Origin of the sequence: Oceanobacillus halophilus (assembly GCF_003628505.1) — a bacterium.
GTDB classification, from domain to species: Bacteria; Bacillota; Bacilli; order Bacillales; family Amphibacillaceae; genus Oceanobacillus; species Oceanobacillus halophilus.
This window is the reverse complement of sequence record NZ_RBZP01000001.1, coordinates 356,639-371,977: the sequence shown is the minus strand read 5'-3', so window position 1 is coordinate 371,977 and position 15,339 is coordinate 356,639. Positions and strand designations below refer to the sequence as shown.

Genomic DNA, 15,339 nt, shown 5'->3' with positions numbered 1-15,339 from the left:
TTGAGCTAAAAATGCTTGTGTTCACTTCTATGTTCATATATCTTAATAGTTGTTACTCTTTACTATAGCATAAGTAAATAGAATGATAAATTATATTAATCGTACATAAGTAAGCTTTTTCATTGTTATTCATGCTAAAATGAAGGTAACCAATTAATTATATGTTGAAGGTAGGATGATTTATGGAATATGTATTATTTGCACTTATTGCTTATTTATTAGGATCAATACCATCTGCACTTATTGTCGGGAAAGTTGGATATAAAATAGATATTCGTGAACACGGTAGTGGAAATTTAGGAGGAACAAATACCTTTCGTGTATTAGGGAAAAAAGCTGGTATTATTGTTACGCTATCGGATATTTTAAAGGGGACAATTGCGGTAATCATTCCATTATTATTTGATGCCGAGGTAAACAGGCTAATTATAGGAATTTTTGCAGTATTTGGTCATACATATCCTCTATTTGCTAAATTCAAAGGGGGAAAAGCTGTTGCAACATCTGGAGGAATTATTCTCGGTATTAACCCACTATTATTTATTATTATGATTTTTACATTTCTTGTGTCCTTGTATATATCAAAATACGTTTCTCTCTCCTCTATGATTACAGGTGTAGTATCAGTCATTGTTTCTCTATTCTTTCAAGATATAGGTTTAATAATTGTCATTTTCATACTTGCTGCTTTTGTTTTTTATCGCCACAGGGAGAACATCAAACGGATTAAAAATGGAACGGAACCAAAAATTAAATGGATGTAGGTAGACTTTTATTTTATTTAAAATCATTCAAAAAGGTGAGTACATGAAATATATTTTTATCGGTTTGATAAAATTTTATCGAAATGCAATAAGTCCATTTACACCAGCTTCATGTAGATTCTATCCAACTTGTTCTGCATACAGTTTGGAAGCTTTTCAGCGATTCGGCGTCTTCAAAGGTGCCTATTTAAGTATAAAGCGTATAAGCAAATGCCATCCCTTTCATCCTGGTGGAGTGGATTATGTGCCAGACAAACAGCCTAAAAAGAACGAAACAAAAGGAGTTTAAATTTCCTTACGTTTCGTTCTTTTTTATAATCGGATACCCGCTATAAGGTAACCCATTATAAATATCCTAAAGCAGATTAAATCGTTTGATTTGTTCCCATTGATTTTCTTGTAATAAAATATTTGCTTGATACTCTCCAAATAAATCATAGTGTGGATATTTTTCATCTTGATGTATCCACGTTGGATCTAACCCATACTTCTCTCCCCATGCAATTAACTTAGGAACATCCTTACAACCAACTTTTGTAACAGTATAACTGCCTGGGAAACGATTATCCATCCAATAGTGGGTTAAAATACCAATCTCGCCATTACTCACTTTTTCCTTCCATGCTTTTAATTCCTCTCGCTTTAAACCAAAAGCCATGAATTACTCTCCTTTTATTTGCATTACATATTTTTCATGCCAATCAGGGAATGACCTTCTTAAGGACAATGGTCTGAATGACTCCTTATGTACGATAACATGTTTGGTAGTTCCGCTTACTGCAATCTCACCATTGGAATTAATAATATGATAACCATAAACCGTTCTTAATCCATCATACTCTTCAAGCCAAGTTTCAACAAACGCATCTTCTCCATATTTGATTGGTTTTTTAAAGGATAAGTTTGCATCTATAACAGGGGAAACAACATTTTCTTGTTCCATCTTAGCATAACTGAGACCTAGATTTTCAATATATTTTGTTCGCCCAATTTCAAACCACACAAGATAGTTTGCATGGTAAACCACCCCCATCTGATCTGTTTCTTGATATCTAACTTCTATGGGAGTTCTTACTGTAATGCTTGCTTTGTTCAACACTTCTTCCTCCTGCCTATTTATTTACATACAATCTTATCATGAAATTTGCTATTTAGTGAAACAAATCAATGGTCTTAAAGAAGGACTCTTTTCGTATATTTCGTTGTTTTTGCAGTTTTATAGTTAATAGAAACTGTTGAAAAACTGAATTTATAGTTATGTGTATAACCCCGCTGCGGAAATACACTTCGCTTTCCGTGGGGAGCTGGTGAGCCTCCTTCGTGCTGAAAAGCCTGTGCAGAGCCTAATGAATAATAGACAAGCCCCAAATCATACTCGATTTAGGGCTTATACATTAATACATATTGTTTTAATTCTGAGATTCATCCTTAATTTCTTCCCGCATACCTTGAATAGCTTCTTCACGTCGTTTGTTTTTAGCCATTATTTGCTCTCTGTCATTGCCATGTGAATGTTCCATTGTTTCTTCTGCTTTTTCCATGTTTTGGATAGTATCTTGCACCATATTTTGAAGCTTCTCTACATTATCGCTGCGATCATCTGGTTTTGGTTGATGGTGTTGATCAGTCATTTTTATTCTCCTTTCTTCTTTAAACTACTTTTATTTTTTCTTAAAATATTTAACCTATACATTAAAAAAATAGGGCATTCGCTAATTTTTTGCTTTGTCCCACATAAAAAATGTCTCTTCCTAATAATTAAGAAAGAGACTACGTTTTAATAAAGTGTGTGTATTATAAACTTTTATCTTGCTTCTTTAAATTTCTGTTCTAATTTTTGATCAATTTTGTCCATTAAAGCTCGATCTTCTAAGATTTGCTTACGATTTTCCTGCACCAATTCTTCAAAAGTTAACTTTTTCTTCAAAGAAATAGCGTTTCACTCCCTTAATCTTTTAAAAGAAGTATGGCCATTTCTTTCTAATTTTATAATAATTTCCATAAATTAATTTAATTCTTCAGCCATTTCAACCATAAATTCATATGTCATTGGTCCAATTTTTCTTGGTTGTTGAACGACGCCATCAGTTCCTATAAAATACGTTATGGGTGCAGCAACTACCTTGTAATCATCAGAAACTATACCTTTTTGATCTAAGGGAATCGTATATGTGTATCCAAATTGATCGATATAATCATATACGTCTTGTTTTTTATTTTCCATTTCAGTTAGATTAACAGCGATAATCTCCACTTCTTCTTGATACTCCTCATAAAATGCTTGCATATCAGGCATTTCTTCTTTACATGGTGGACAATATGTATACCAGAAATTTAAGAAAACCTTTTTACCTCGATAATCAGAAAGCTTAGCAACTTCTCCACTTACTGTTTCTAATTCAAAGTCTGGCGCCAGTTCACCGGATTCTATTCCAGCACTTTCAATTGGCGATATGGAGGCACCCTCTACACTCGTATCCCCAGTTACATCGATTTCATTACTAATTTCATTTGTGTTACCCTGCTCAAAAATGTTGGTTATTAATATGAAAAATAGAACAATCATTACAGAAATACCCAGAACCTTTTTAAACATTTAACCTCTCCTTAGACGTAGTAACAAGCATTGTAATTAAATGGTATTTCTGTTTCTTATGTTTGTAAAGGTTTTAACCGTATCGTTCGCAAAATGTTCAATATAGCGTCAAGATTACGTTACGCTACGACAGAACTACCTTACAGCAAAAAATGTGTCTTTCTTTTAAGTAAGTGATTTTCTTCCGACGAGTTTGTAAGATTGTAAGTAACTAAGTTGTATTTTTTATCATTTGTTGCTTTTTTAATGTTTTACAGTTGTTAGAAACTCCCGATTTATTTAATTAAAAAAATGTTCTTCACAATCGCTACGGAAATACACTCCGCTGTGTGTCTGCTCTACTTGTATAAACAAGAAATATGCTATTTTAAGGATTTTAATGGTTTTAAAACGTAATTTCTAGAGCTATAAGCCCAAAGTAATCTTGAGCGCCTATTTAGCGGAAGAATACGGAGACTCCTCGAAAATAAAGTGCAATTTTCTTCGTGCGATGTAATGCTGACGAATCCTTCCTTGTCCTGCGGGAAAAGCACGTGTCTAGACCTGAGCAGCAAGGGGACTACTTGATTAAGCTTCTTTGGCCCTTGCGCCGAGGAAGCCTACTTCGAAGCGTTACCAGTAGACGCAGGCGCAGTTCTGGTTTTTCCGCGAGGAGGCAGAGGCCGTGCCCGCGAACCGCAAGTATTCTGCCGGAGCAAATGATCGCACATATCAAACTTAAGTGTGAGCGAGAGCTACATTATTCTGAATTTAAGATATTAACAATCTATATAAAATGTAAAATAAACTCATGGTTAAAAGCAACAATAATTTTAAAAAAGAGCCTATATCTGGATATTGTCAAAAGAAAAATCGCTCCTGTACAAAATGTACAGGAGCGATTTGTTAATGGAACTTATGCTCCAACTGCTACTTTACTGCGAAGTACCATTTGTAAGATACCACCATGACGGTAATAATCTACTTCTACTTCACTGTCAAATCGAGCAACAGCATTAAAAGTAGTTTCTTTACCAGTTTCTTCGTCAACTGCAGTTACTTTGACCAAGTCACCAGGTTTAACACTTTCATCAATTTCAACGTTAAAGGATTCTTTACCATTAAGTCCAAGTTTATCTGCATTTTCACCTTTTTCAAATTGTAATGGTAATACACCCATCATTACTAAGTTAGAACGGTGAATACGTTCAAAGCTTTCAGCAATTACCATCTTAACGCCTAAAAGATTCGTACCTTTTGCAGCCCAGTCACGGGATGATCCCATACCATAATCTTTACCAGCTAAGATAGTTAATCCAGTACCATCTTTTTGGTATTTCATTGCCGCATCATAAATTGGCATTACTTCACCTGTTGGCCAGTAAGTAGTATACCCACCTTCAGTACCTGGAGCTAACTGATTACGGATACGAATATTAGCAAATGTACCGCGCATCATTACTTCATGGTTTCCACGTCGTGAACCATAAGAGTTAAAGTTTCTTGGTGAAACGCCTTTATCTTGTAGATATTGCCCTGCTGGCATATCTTTTGCGATCGCACCTGCAGGAGAAATGTGGTCCGTTGTTACTGAATCCCCAAATTTACCTAGTGCACGTAAACCATTTAATGGTTTAACCGTTCCTGCATCTTTCGAAAGCCCTTCAAAGAATGGCGGGTTTTGAATGTAAGTAGATTCATTATCCCATTCAAATATTGGTTGATCAGTTGTATCAATTGCATTCCATTTCTCATTAGAATCAAATACATTTTCGTATTCTTTACGGAAGATTTCTGGCGTTACTACTTTTTCTACTTCATCTTTAACTTCTTGCATAGTAGGCCAAATATCATTCATGTATACTGGTTTTCCATCTTTATCTTCACCAATTGGATCTTTCGACAAGTTAATATCTACTGTTCCAGCTAATGCATAAGCGACTACTAATGGTGGAGAAGCTAAATAGTTAGCTTTTACAAAAGGATGGATACGTCCTTCAAAGTTACGGTTCCCTGATAATACGGAAGAGGCTAATAGATCACTATCTTGAATAGCTTGCTCAATATCTTCGCGTAATGGGCCAGAGTTACCGATACATGTAGTACATCCATACCCAACTAGATTAAATCCTAATTGATCTAGGTAATCTTGCAGTCCAGCATCTGCTAAGTAACGAGTAACAACTTTAGATCCTGGTGCTAGAGATGTTTTAACATATCCAGGTACTTCTAATCCTTTTTCTACTGCTTTTTTAGCTACCAATCCAGCACCAAGCATTACGTAAGGATTGGATGTGTTTGTACAAGATGTAATTGCTGCAATAGCAATGGAACCTGTTTTCATAACGGATTCAGAGCCATCAGGATTTTTAATCGTTACTTCTTTATCAAATTCAGACTTATCTAAGCCGAAGCCTTGGTTACCTTCTGGTGCAGTTACTGCTTTATTGAATTCATCCTGCATTCCAGATAAAGGTATTAAATCTTGTGGTCGTTTTGGACCAGAAAGATTCGGTTCTAATTCGGATAAATTTATTTCTACAACTTCCGTATATTCTGGATCAGCTTGATCTGGAGAATACCATAAGCTATTAGCTTTACAATATTTTTCAACTAATTGTATTTGTTCTTCGCTGCGTCCAGTTAGACGTAAATAGTTTAATGATTCATTATCTACTGGGAAAAATCCACAAGTTGCCCCATATTCAGGCGCCATGTTAGAAATGGTTGCTCGATCTGCAAGTGGCATATCTTGTAGCCCTGGACCAAAATATTCGACAAATTTTCCAACAACATTTTTCTCGCGAAGTACTTGTGTTACTTTTAATGCTAAGTCTGTTGCTGTAGTTCCATTCGGAAAGCTTCCAGTAAATTTAACACCGATAACTTCTGGTGTTGGAACATAAGATGGTTGTCCAAGCATTCCTGCTTCCGCTTCAATACCACCAACACCCCAACCAAGTACACCTAAACCATTAATCATGGTTGTGTGTGAGTCTGTACCTACTAATGTATCAGGGAAAGCATCATATTCACCGCTTTCATTTTCAATACCATGAACAACATTAGCAATGTATTCTAAGTTCACTTGGTGTACAATACCTGTTGCAGGCGGAACCGCACGATAGTTGTCAAAAGCTTTTTGAGCCCAATTAAGAAACTCATAACGTTCCGCATTTCTCTTAAATTCTAAGTCCATGTTAGCTCGGAGTGCACTTGCAGTACCATATTGGTCAACTTGTACGGAGTGGTCAATTACTAAGTCCACTGGAACTTCAGGATTGATTTCATCCGCTTTTCCACCTAAATCGACCATCGCTTTTCGTAACGATGCTAGGTCTACTACTGCAGGAACTCCTGTAAAGTCTTGTAAAATTACACGTGAAGGTTTAAAAGGTACATCTGAACCTTGTTCTTTCGTTCCCCATTTAGCTAGACCTTTCACATGATCATCTTTAATTTGATGTCCATCATGCTGACGAACAACAGATTCTAGAAGTACTCTTACAGAGAACGGCAACCGTCCTATTGAACCTATACCCGCTTCTTCAAGAGCTTTTAAATCGTAATAGTTATACTTCTTACCATTTAAATCAAACTGTTTTTTTGCTTTAAATACATTGTCTTTCCCCATATTACTGCCCCTTTCTTTCATTTCTGTCAAACTTCAATCAATGGATGGAATTATCGACAAAAATTTTCCCTATGCAAATTCTTAAAAACTATAAAAATACTTATTAAGAATTCCTACACTTATATATTATAGGAATAATAGCTATTAGACAAATAATTATAGTTTGTCAATATATATTAAAAACTTATGTAATCTGATAAGTTTTACTTATCAAGATAAAACAAACGGTTTAAACTATTGAATCGACCTTTTAACACTTTACACACTATTGCAAGAGGGTTTATATATCATTCTTTAATTTGTCATCCTTTAGACATAATTAAATCTCCTTGGATAACAATAAGTTATAGTTATAACCCTATTCACTAAACTTCTACATTTAAAAAGGCTCTTTTTTAAAAGATTGTTGTTTTTAACCATGACTTTACTTTACGTTTTTGTATAAACTTTTAATATCTTTAATTCATAATAAATGCTTAACACCCGCTACGGAAATACACTTCGCTTTCCACGGGCGCTGCTGAGCCTACTCCGAGCTAACGCTCTCCGTAGTCTCACCTAGGCTTTTCTTCCGGCAGGACAAGGAACGCTTCGGCAGGGTTACATCGCACGCAGAAAAAAGTGGTTTTCTTTTTTCAAGGAGTCTCCGTGTATTTCCTCCGCTAAGCTTCTGCTTCACTTGATTTTAAGTAAATAAATTTATTTTATACGAGGAACAACTATCCCAAACGTGACATTATGGACTTTAGCTATAAAAATATCTAGGCCATCTAACATAGCGGAGGCAGAATACGTAGACTCCTCGAAAATAAAAACCAATTTTCTTCGTGCGATGTTTCGCTGACGAAGCCTTCCTTGTCCTGCGGGAATAGCACGTGTCCGAAGACCCCGCAGCGAGGGAACTCCTTGATTAAGCTTCTTTGGCCCTTGCGCCGAGGAAGCCTACTTCGAAGCATTACTAGTAGACGCAGGCGCAGTATGCTTTTTCCGCGAGGAGGCTGAAGCCGTGCCCGCGAACCGCAAGTATTCTGCCGGAGCGAATGGTAGCACAAAACATTCATAAGTGTAAGCGAGAGCACTATTCTATTCTTAATTAAATATATCAGGAGTTCCTATCAACTGTAAAACTCCTAAAAGCAACAAACTATACGAAAAGAGCCTTTTAAAAAAAACATCTATCATAAGTAGATGTTTTTATAGCCCCTCTCTTGGAAAGACCAATTTAAATGTACTTCCTTTGTATTCATTTTGCGTAATTTTCAGTTCTCCATGATGTTCTTCCAAGATTTGCTTGGAAATCATGATTCCTAATCCTGTTCCATTTTTCTTAGTGGTGAAAAATGGTTCTCCCAATTTTTGGATCATCTCTTGAGGTATCCCCGGTCCTTCATCTGTTACCATTATCTCAATTTGATTGGAATCAGATAAAACACCTAAAGTTATTTCTCCTGGTTGCTCCATAGCCTCAATTGCATTTTTAACGAGGTTTATTAACACTTGTTTAATTTGTGATTTATCACAGTATACAGATTCTGTTATTGGTTCTTTAACAATAAGTTCAATATTCTTCAATTTTGCTTGAGAATGAAGAAGACTTACTGTGTCATCAATCATCTCTTTGATAGATTCTCTTTTTTTAAGATCTGTTAAAGGTTTGGATATAAATAATAGTTCAGAGGTAATTTTTTCCATCTTTTCTATTTCTTCAATCATAATCTTATAATATTCTTCTTTTCGATTAACCCCTGCTTGTAATATCTGTAAAAAACCTTTGATTGACGTTAAAGGATTTCTAATTTCATGTGCAATTCCCGCCGCAAGCTGACCCGCCACAGACATTTTTTCCGAACGTACCAGCATTTCTTCCATTTCTTTTCGGTCCGTAATATCTCTCAAAGTAATTAAGTAATAAGTCTCTTGTGTTTCATTATCAATTACCTTGCACATTAAACAATCCGTTGCCATTCTTTTGCCACTTCTATGTATTAAATCAAGAGTAAAGCTTTGATTCTTGTTTACTATATTTTCATACCGATTACATACATAATTTCTTTCTTCAGGGGTTAATCTCTCAGACCAATTTGTCCCAATCATTTCTGATTTACTATAACCCAATAATCTTTCGATGGAACTTGAAACAAAAATAATCTTACCTTTATTATCACATACCATAATAACCTCGTTTTGGTTATTTTCAATCCAGTCTAATGTGGATAAGGGCAGCATTGCGTAATTTGAAATTTCTTCTACTTTCTCATCAACTAAGCTTTTTGAATAAGAATGGCCTAGTTCACAGTTGTCGGGATTAACATTTCCAAATTTCATCGAACCCCCCCTTTTCAATAGTATTATCTTTTACCTATTTATACTATATGAAAAAATCTATCAAATATGATACTTGTTTGTCTAAACCAACAATACTATAATTAAATATGTAAATGAAACCTATTATTATGTAATAATACTATAAAACACAGGAAAAATAAAATAAATATTTTATAAAAAGAGATATAACTGAAAAATCAGGCAAAAAATTCATATTCAGAATTAGGTGAAATAATGGAAATTATCTTAGTATTGTGGGGTTTTTTACTAATAGGTTTACTTTCAATTGGCGGTTTTTTCATGTTTCGAAAGTTTTTAAAACAAATTCCGAAAGAAGATGGAAAGTCGGTGATGGATTGGGAGATGCATTACCTGGAAAAGACAAAAACTATGTGGCGGCCAGAAGAAAAACAGTTATTGGAGGAATTAGTCTCTCCAGTTCCCGAACTTTTTAGAGATGTAGCCAAACAAAGTATTGGAAGTAAAATCGGTGAAGTCGCTTTAAAGAAAAATTGTGATATTATCACACAAGAAGAAGTAATTCAAGGATATATTCTAGCAACTCCAAAACGAGATCATAAATTCTTAAGAAAAAAATTAAAAGAGAAACAAATTGATGTATCTCCTTATGAGCATCTGTTTTCTCTATCAAAAGAAAACTATACAGATAATTGGCGAACAAAGTATAAAAGCCAGAAGAAAAACACGCCCAAGTAAGTTTAGGCGTGTTTTTCTTCTGGAATTGTTTTTTTCAATTGTAAAAATTGGTACAACATAGTAACTCTCCATGTAACAATCATACCCAATGCCAATAAAAAAAACATTCCTGAGGTCTCCCCAAATGAGATATAACTTCCAAGAATTAGTTTTACCACCAATCGAAAGAGTAATAACCCAAATAAAATAAATGGAAATGCACGCGATGGAATCAGATAGATATCTTTATCTCTAATTTCAAATTTGGATGTTTTAATAAGAAAAATAGAGCAAAGTATTCCAACTAATAGTGCTTCTCCTACCTGCAACCATTCAACTTGAAAGACAGGAAAAATAAACATAAACATACCAGTACTCATCATTATTGGAGGCAGGATAATTTTTTTTACGGAAACGGGTTTTTTTGCTGCTTTTAACCGAACAAATATCATGAACACTGCCATTGTGGCAAATAATATGGTACTTGAGATTATCCAAAACATTTTCTACCACTCTTTCTAGAGCCTTCTTATATTATAAAGAAGAAAAGTCCACTAACAATAATATAAGTGAGTGGACTTTGCCTACTTTGTTCTATATCACATGAATTTTATAAGATATAACAAATTACGTATTTGAAACTGACTGTTTGGAATTATAAATGAGTCGATTCATGGTTTCGATCACTTGATTTTCATCAAAAGGCTTTATTAAATAATCTTTTGCACCTGCCTCTATCGCTTCATTAATTACCTTTTGTTGCCCCATTGCAGAACAAATAATTATATTGGCTTTTTGATTATGCTTGATAATTTCACGAGTTGCTTCAATTCCATTTACACCAGGCATGGTAATATCCATTGTTACGATATCAGGCGATAGTTCTATGTACTTGGAAACTGCTTCTTCCCCGTTTATTGCTTCCCCAACAATTTCATGATTAGCTTTTTGGAGCATCTCTCCTAATGTCATCCTCATAAACTTCGCATCGTCTACCACAAGAATTTTTGCCATGTGAAGCCCTCCTACCAATTATTGGTCATCTGCAACAGTTAAGATAATTGTCATCATTACTCCTACTACTGTTAAATATACCCCTAAATCGAAGAGCATTGCGGTAGCAAGTTCTACTTCACCAAATAATGGAAAATGAAAATATCCAAAACTATGTGATAAAAATGGAACCTCAAAAAGAAAAGAACCTGCACCTGTCGCCACTGCAACTAATAAACCTATAGGAATTAATTTTATATAATTGATAGGCAACATTTTTGTTACGGTATTAATACCGTAAGACATATACAACAGCAAAATGGCACCTGTAGTCATTAAACCACCAATAAATCCTCCACCAGGTGCATTATGTCCAGCAAAAAATAGGTAGATTGAAAAACCCAATAGTAGAAATGCTATTAAGGATGTGGTTGTCCGTAAAATAAGATTGTTTGGTCTTGTCATAACATAATCTCCTTAATTTGAAAGTCTACTTTTAGTATACCACGTCAAAATTCCCTTTAAAAGCCTGAGAAACCAAAGAGACCAGCAAGAAAGGCAGTTAATTTTGTCATCCAATCAAAAAATAAAGCAATACCAGTACCAATCATGATATATCCACCTATTTTAACCAATTTAAGGCTGTGTTTTTTAATCCAACTAAACTTACCAATAAATAAAGCTAATAATAAGAATGGGATCGAGAAGCCTAAAATATAACTAATCATCATGACCATACCAACATCCGGGTTAGTAGCAGCCAGAGATAGAACGATAGCTAAAATAGGACCTGTGCATGGAGTCCATCCTAATGAAAAAGCCATCCCAATAATAAAGGAACCAAAAAAACCAGCCGGACGATTCTTGAATGTGATTTTCCGGTCTTTCATTAAAAATTCAAAATTAAATACTCCAACAATAACCAAACCAAAAAATATGATTAAAATAGCACCAACTTGCCTAATAATATCTTGGTAAGTTAAAAGAAATTCTGATACAAAGGTTGTAGTGAATCCAATCATAATAAAAATACTAGAAAATCCTATTAAGAAAAATACTGTGTGTAGCATTGCTTTTTTATTTATTTTTGTATTTTCATTCTTAATTTCGCTAACGCTCATTCCAGTAATATATGATAAGAACACTGGAAATAGTGGTAATACACATGGCGATATAAACGACAAAAACCCAGCTCCAAAAGCAAGGAAAATGTTAATCTCCGACATAATAACCCTCCTCTGCACCTTATTGTAACAGACTATAGGTGATTTGGAAGTAATAGATTTTGACAAAAATGAAAAATATTCCAAGGTATTGATAACATGAGTTATAAACTCAATATATCTTGATTATCTTAGATTCAACAAAAAAACTCTTATCATCGATCATAATGATAAGAGTTTTTTGTGTGTACAATGGATAATATGTCAATGTATGATTCCTATTTTTTATCCACTTGATTATTCATTGCACGCATCATTTGATTAATTTTCTTCTGGGACGGTTTTTGACCCATCTGCATCATTAAGGTACGAAGCATTTGCTCATTAATCGGAGGATTCTTTTTCAAGTAATCCATCATATATTTCCTTGCAAGGAAAAAACCAAGAGCAACACCAGCTATTAACGCTGCTATAGCAATTAGTACGACCCAAATAGTAGCCATTTCAAGTTTCCTCCTTCGTGTTGTCTCTTATACAGTATATTAAATCATTAACAAGAATACAATACTTGATTCCTGAGCTCATCTCTTGGAAGTTTCACAGGAGAAATCCATCCATAGTTTTGGTATGTATCACTGACGACAAATAGGTATGGGTGAAATAGACGTAATACAGGAAATAATAATTCTTCAGCATCTTGTAATGACCCACTTTGAAATTTTAAATGTTTTTCTCTTATATGTAAAGAAATATAGTGCCTGTTAGAAGATATTTCCATTAAAGAATTTTCCATTTGAATATTCACATGGTCTTTCGAGTGTTTTTTTATATGATGGATTAAGCTTTTCACATGAAAATCTTGAGTAACATACATATATTGATTTTTCAAGTCCAGTCTATTCTGGTTGTTTCGGTATTCTTTAATAAATCGATATAAAATATCACTCTTATGAAAGTAATGATTTGCTATTTCCTCTTTAATCCAATAGATAGAATACTCATACATCTAGAATACCTCCCCTTTATATTCTATTATACGGATTCTATTTAAAAAAGATGTCACATTTTCAAAGCAAATCACCACTAGTTTTGTCGAAAAGACAAAATTCATCCTAAAAAACTTAAAAATAGACAAAAAGATGGCTCCTAGAATAGGAAACCATCTTTTGGTTAGTTTTATTTCACTAAAGATTCTACATGCTTCACTACGTTTTCTACAGTGAAACCATATTCAGAAATCACTTTATCGCCATTTGCTGAAGCTCCAAAGGTATCAATACCTAATACGATTCCATTATCTCCTGCATATCTATGCCATCCAAGAGAAGATGCCATTTCAATTGCTACACGGTTTTTCACCTGTGGTGGGATAACTTCATTCTTATAGGATTCATCTTGTGCATTAAAGCGATCCCATGAAGGCATACTTACAACGCTAGCATCAATTCCTTTTTCTTTCAATGCTTGTTGAGCATCTACAGCCAGTTGTACTTCAGAGCCAGAAGCTAGTAGAAGTGCATCAGGAGTAGCTTTTTCTGATTGACTTACTACATATGCTCCTTTTTTCACACCTTCATACGCTTTTTCTTTGGTACCCTCTAGAGTTGGTAGATTTTGTCTAGTTAAAACTAGAGCAGTTGGTGTATCAGTTGATTCAATAGCTAAACGCCATGCTGCTTGTGTTTCGTTACCATCAGCAGGACGAATCACAGACAGTCCTGGCATTGCACGTAAACCAGCTAACTGTTCGATTGGCTCATGAGTTGGGCCATCTTCTCCAACAGCTATAGAATCATGTGTGAATACATATGTTACAGGCATATTCATGATGGAAGCTAAACGGATGGATGGTTTTAAGTAATCACTAAATACAAAGAACGTACCACCGAATACTTTTAATCCTCCATGTAATGCCATACCATTTAGTGCTGCTCCCATTGCATGTTCACGAACACCAAACCAAATATTTCTTCCAGAATAGTTATCCCTAGAAAAATCAGTTTCTCCATTAATATACGTTTTATTTGATCCAGCTAAATCAGCACTACCACCAAAGAAGTTTGGTACAGCTTTAGCTATTCCATTTAACACTTCACCAGAGGACGCTCTTGATGCAAGTGAAGAACCAGTTTCATAAACAGGGAGTTCATTTTCCCAGCCTTCTGGAAGTTCACCTTTCATTGCAAGTTCAAATTCATTTGCTAGCTCAGGATATTTCTCTTTATATTTGTTTAGTACTTCATTCCATTCTGCTTCTTTTGAAGATCCACTATCTACAATTTTTTCTTTAAAATCAGCATAAACTTCTTCAGGTACATGGAACTCGTTATGTGACCATTCGTAAAACTCTTTTGTAAGTTTCACTTCATCTCCACCAAGTGGTGCGCCATGTGAAGCAGATGAAGCTGATTTATTTGGTGAACCGTAGCCAATTACAGTTCTTACTTCGATCAATGTTGGTTGATCAGTATTTTCTTGCGCTTGCTTAATCGCATTACGAATTTCATTTATATCATTACCATCTTCTACACGAAGAACTTGCCACCCATATGCTTGGAAGCGTTGGTCTATGTTTTCAGAGAACGAACGATTTAGATCTCCATCTAAAGAAATATCATTAGAATCATAGAGTGCAATCAATTTCCCTAATTTTAAATGACCTGCTAATGATGCAGCTTCATGTGAAATTCCTTCCATTAAGTCTCCATCACTTACTAGCGCATATGTGTAATGATCAACTACAGAAATATCTTCTTTGTTAAATCTTCCAGCTAAATGCGCTTCTGCCATTGCCATACCTACTGACATTGCAATACCTTGTCCAAGTGGTCCAGTTGTTGCTTCTACCCCATCCGTATGATGTACTTCTGGATGTCCTGGTGTTTTAGAACCCCATTGACGGAAGTTTTTTATATCTTCCATTGATACATTGTAACCTGATAAATGAAGTAAACTGTATAAAAGCATAGAACCATGGCCTGCTGATAGTACAAAGCGGTCACGATTAAACCATTTTGAGTTTTTAGGGTTATGGTTCATAAAATCAGTCCATAAAGTATAGGCCATAGGGGCTGCACCCATTGGTAATCCTGGATGACCAGAGTTCGCCTTTTCTATAGCATCAATTGATAGTGTGCGAATCGTGTTGATAGATAGATTTTCAATATTCGACATTTTTTTGCTCCTTCC

General features: G+C 34.8%; 17 protein-coding genes. 3 read left to right on the top strand and 14 right to left on the bottom strand.

Translation table 11 applies throughout. The features are described 5' to 3' along the window. Positions 1–182: 182 nt before the first annotated feature. Positions 183–764 (top strand): glycerol-3-phosphate 1-O-acyltransferase PlsY, encoded by a 582-nt coding sequence (gene plsY / locus D8M06_RS01885; RefSeq protein WP_121202660.1) that lies wholly within the window; start codon positions 183–185, stop codon positions 762–764. 43 nt (positions 765–807) lie between these two features. Continuing rightward, a complete protein-coding gene (gene yidD / locus D8M06_RS01880; RefSeq protein WP_121202659.1) occupies positions 808–1,053 on the top strand; it encodes a membrane protein insertion efficiency factor YidD in 246 nt (81 codons plus the stop codon). Positions 1,054–1,119: 66 nt separating this feature from the next. Here yidD and D8M06_RS01875 read toward each other — a convergent pair whose 3' ends face one another. From D8M06_RS01875 to D8M06_RS01845, 7 genes are all read right to left on the bottom strand, one after another. Next, the gene (locus tag D8M06_RS01875; protein WP_121202658.1) at positions 1,120–1,422 is read right to left on the bottom strand and encodes a hypothetical protein; all 303 of its coding nucleotides are present in this window, start codon (positions 1,420–1,422) and stop codon (positions 1,120–1,122) included. 3 nt (positions 1,423–1,425) lie between these two features. Next, the gene (locus D8M06_RS01870; protein ID WP_277749457.1) at positions 1,426–1,860 is read right to left on the bottom strand and encodes an acyl-CoA thioesterase; all 435 of its coding nucleotides are present in this window, start codon (positions 1,858–1,860) and stop codon (positions 1,426–1,428) included. Positions 1,861–2,173: 313 nt separating this feature from the next. Then, complete coding sequence (gene tlp / locus D8M06_RS01865; protein ID WP_121202657.1) at positions 2,174–2,395, bottom strand: small acid-soluble spore protein Tlp; 222 nt, start codon at positions 2,393–2,395, stop codon at positions 2,174–2,176. Positions 2,396–2,568: 173 nt separating this feature from the next. Further along, positions 2,569–2,691: an FbpB family small basic protein gene (locus D8M06_RS01860; protein ID WP_241558786.1), complete on the bottom strand. Its 123-nt coding sequence runs from the start codon at positions 2,689–2,691 to the stop codon at positions 2,569–2,571. Positions 2,692–2,769: 78 nt separating this feature from the next. Continuing rightward, positions 2,770–3,360 (bottom strand): TlpA disulfide reductase family protein, encoded by a 591-nt coding sequence (locus D8M06_RS01855; protein ID WP_121202655.1) that lies wholly within the window; start codon positions 3,358–3,360, stop codon positions 2,770–2,772. A gap of 895 nt (positions 3,361–4,255) precedes the next feature. Then, complete coding sequence (acnA, locus tag D8M06_RS01850) at positions 4,256–6,973, bottom strand: aconitate hydratase AcnA (protein ID WP_121202654.1); 2,718 nt, start codon at positions 6,971–6,973, stop codon at positions 4,256–4,258. Between the two features lie 1,194 nt (positions 6,974–8,167). Continuing rightward, positions 8,168–9,298: an ATP-binding protein gene (locus D8M06_RS01845; RefSeq protein ID WP_170150253.1), complete on the bottom strand. Its 1,131-nt coding sequence runs from the start codon at positions 9,296–9,298 to the stop codon at positions 8,168–8,170. A gap of 234 nt (positions 9,299–9,532) precedes the next feature. Between D8M06_RS01845 and D8M06_RS01840 the strand changes: the two genes are divergently transcribed. After that, positions 9,533–10,015 carry a DUF2621 family protein gene (locus D8M06_RS01840; protein WP_121202653.1) on the top strand — a complete coding sequence of 161 codons (483 nt, stop codon included), beginning with the start codon at positions 9,533–9,535 and terminating at the stop codon, positions 10,013–10,015. Positions 10,016–10,017: 2 nt separating this feature from the next. Here D8M06_RS01840 and D8M06_RS01835 read toward each other — a convergent pair whose 3' ends face one another. The 7 genes from D8M06_RS01835 to tkt all read right to left on the bottom strand — a co-directional run bounded on the left by D8M06_RS01835 (position 10,018) and on the right by tkt (position 15,324). Continuing rightward, the gene (locus tag D8M06_RS01835) at positions 10,018–10,497 is read right to left on the bottom strand and encodes a CcdC family protein (protein WP_121202652.1); all 480 of its coding nucleotides are present in this window, start codon (positions 10,495–10,497) and stop codon (positions 10,018–10,020) included. Positions 10,498–10,621: 124 nt separating this feature from the next. Further along, the gene (locus D8M06_RS01830; RefSeq protein WP_121202651.1) at positions 10,622–11,008 is read right to left on the bottom strand and encodes a response regulator; all 387 of its coding nucleotides are present in this window, start codon (positions 11,006–11,008) and stop codon (positions 10,622–10,624) included. 18 nt (positions 11,009–11,026) lie between these two features. After that, complete coding sequence (locus D8M06_RS01825) at positions 11,027–11,452, bottom strand: Na(+)/H(+) antiporter subunit B (RefSeq protein WP_121202650.1); 426 nt, start codon at positions 11,450–11,452, stop codon at positions 11,027–11,029. 56 nt (positions 11,453–11,508) lie between these two features. Beyond that, positions 11,509–12,213: a cytochrome c biogenesis CcdA family protein gene (locus D8M06_RS01820; protein ID WP_121202649.1), complete on the bottom strand. Its 705-nt coding sequence runs from the start codon at positions 12,211–12,213 to the stop codon at positions 11,509–11,511. Between the two features lie 215 nt (positions 12,214–12,428). Next, positions 12,429–12,653 (bottom strand): YneF family protein, encoded by a 225-nt coding sequence (locus D8M06_RS01815; RefSeq protein ID WP_121202648.1) that lies wholly within the window; start codon positions 12,651–12,653, stop codon positions 12,429–12,431. 47 nt (positions 12,654–12,700) lie between these two features. Then, entirely contained in the window at positions 12,701–13,156 is a 456-nt protein-coding gene (gene sirA / locus D8M06_RS01810; protein ID WP_121202647.1) for a sporulation inhibitor of replication protein SirA, read from the bottom strand. A gap of 170 nt (positions 13,157–13,326) precedes the next feature. After that, on the bottom strand, positions 13,327–15,324 hold the full coding sequence (gene tkt / locus D8M06_RS01805; protein ID WP_121202646.1) for a transketolase: 1,998 nt from the start codon (positions 15,322–15,324) through the stop codon (positions 13,327–13,329). Positions 15,325–15,339 lie beyond the last annotated feature (15 nt).

Bases quoted from the DNA above. Each gene is read 5' to 3' on its own strand.
- plsY (WP_121202660.1), top strand. From the start codon at position 183: ATGGAATATGTATTATTTGCACTTATTGCTTATTTATTAGGATCAATA.
- yidD (WP_121202659.1), top strand. From the start codon at position 808: ATGAAATATATTTTTATCGGTTTGATAAAATTTTATCGAAATGCAATA.
- D8M06_RS01875 (WP_121202658.1), bottom strand. From the start codon at position 1,422: ATGGCTTTTGGTTTAAAGCGAGAGGAATTAAAAGCATGGAAGGAAAAA.
- tlp (WP_121202657.1), bottom strand. From the start codon at position 2,395: ATGACTGATCAACACCATCAACCAAAACCAGATGATCGCAGCGATAAT.
- D8M06_RS01855 (WP_121202655.1), bottom strand. From the start codon at position 3,360: ATGTTTAAAAAGGTTCTGGGTATTTCTGTAATGATTGTTCTATTTTTC.
- acnA (WP_121202654.1), bottom strand. From the start codon at position 6,973: ATGGGGAAAGACAATGTATTTAAAGCAAAAAAACAGTTTGATTTAAAT.
- D8M06_RS01845 (WP_170150253.1), bottom strand. From the start codon at position 9,298: ATGAAATTTGGAAATGTTAATCCCGACAACTGTGAACTAGGCCATTCT.
- D8M06_RS01840 (WP_121202653.1), top strand. From the start codon at position 9,533: ATGGAAATTATCTTAGTATTGTGGGGTTTTTTACTAATAGGTTTACTT.
- D8M06_RS01835 (WP_121202652.1), bottom strand. From the start codon at position 10,497: ATGTTTTGGATAATCTCAAGTACCATATTATTTGCCACAATGGCAGTG.
- D8M06_RS01830 (WP_121202651.1), bottom strand. From the start codon at position 11,008: ATGGCAAAAATTCTTGTGGTAGACGATGCGAAGTTTATGAGGATGACA.
- D8M06_RS01825 (WP_121202650.1), bottom strand. From the start codon at position 11,452: ATGACAAGACCAAACAATCTTATTTTACGGACAACCACATCCTTAATA.
- D8M06_RS01820 (WP_121202649.1), bottom strand. From the start codon at position 12,213: ATGTCGGAGATTAACATTTTCCTTGCTTTTGGAGCTGGGTTTTTGTCG.
- D8M06_RS01815 (WP_121202648.1), bottom strand. From the start codon at position 12,653: ATGGCTACTATTTGGGTCGTACTAATTGCTATAGCAGCGTTAATAGCT.
- sirA (WP_121202647.1), bottom strand. From the start codon at position 13,156: ATGTATGAGTATTCTATCTATTGGATTAAAGAGGAAATAGCAAATCAT.
- tkt (WP_121202646.1), bottom strand. From the start codon at position 15,324: ATGTCGAATATTGAAAATCTATCTATCAACACGATTCGCACACTATCA.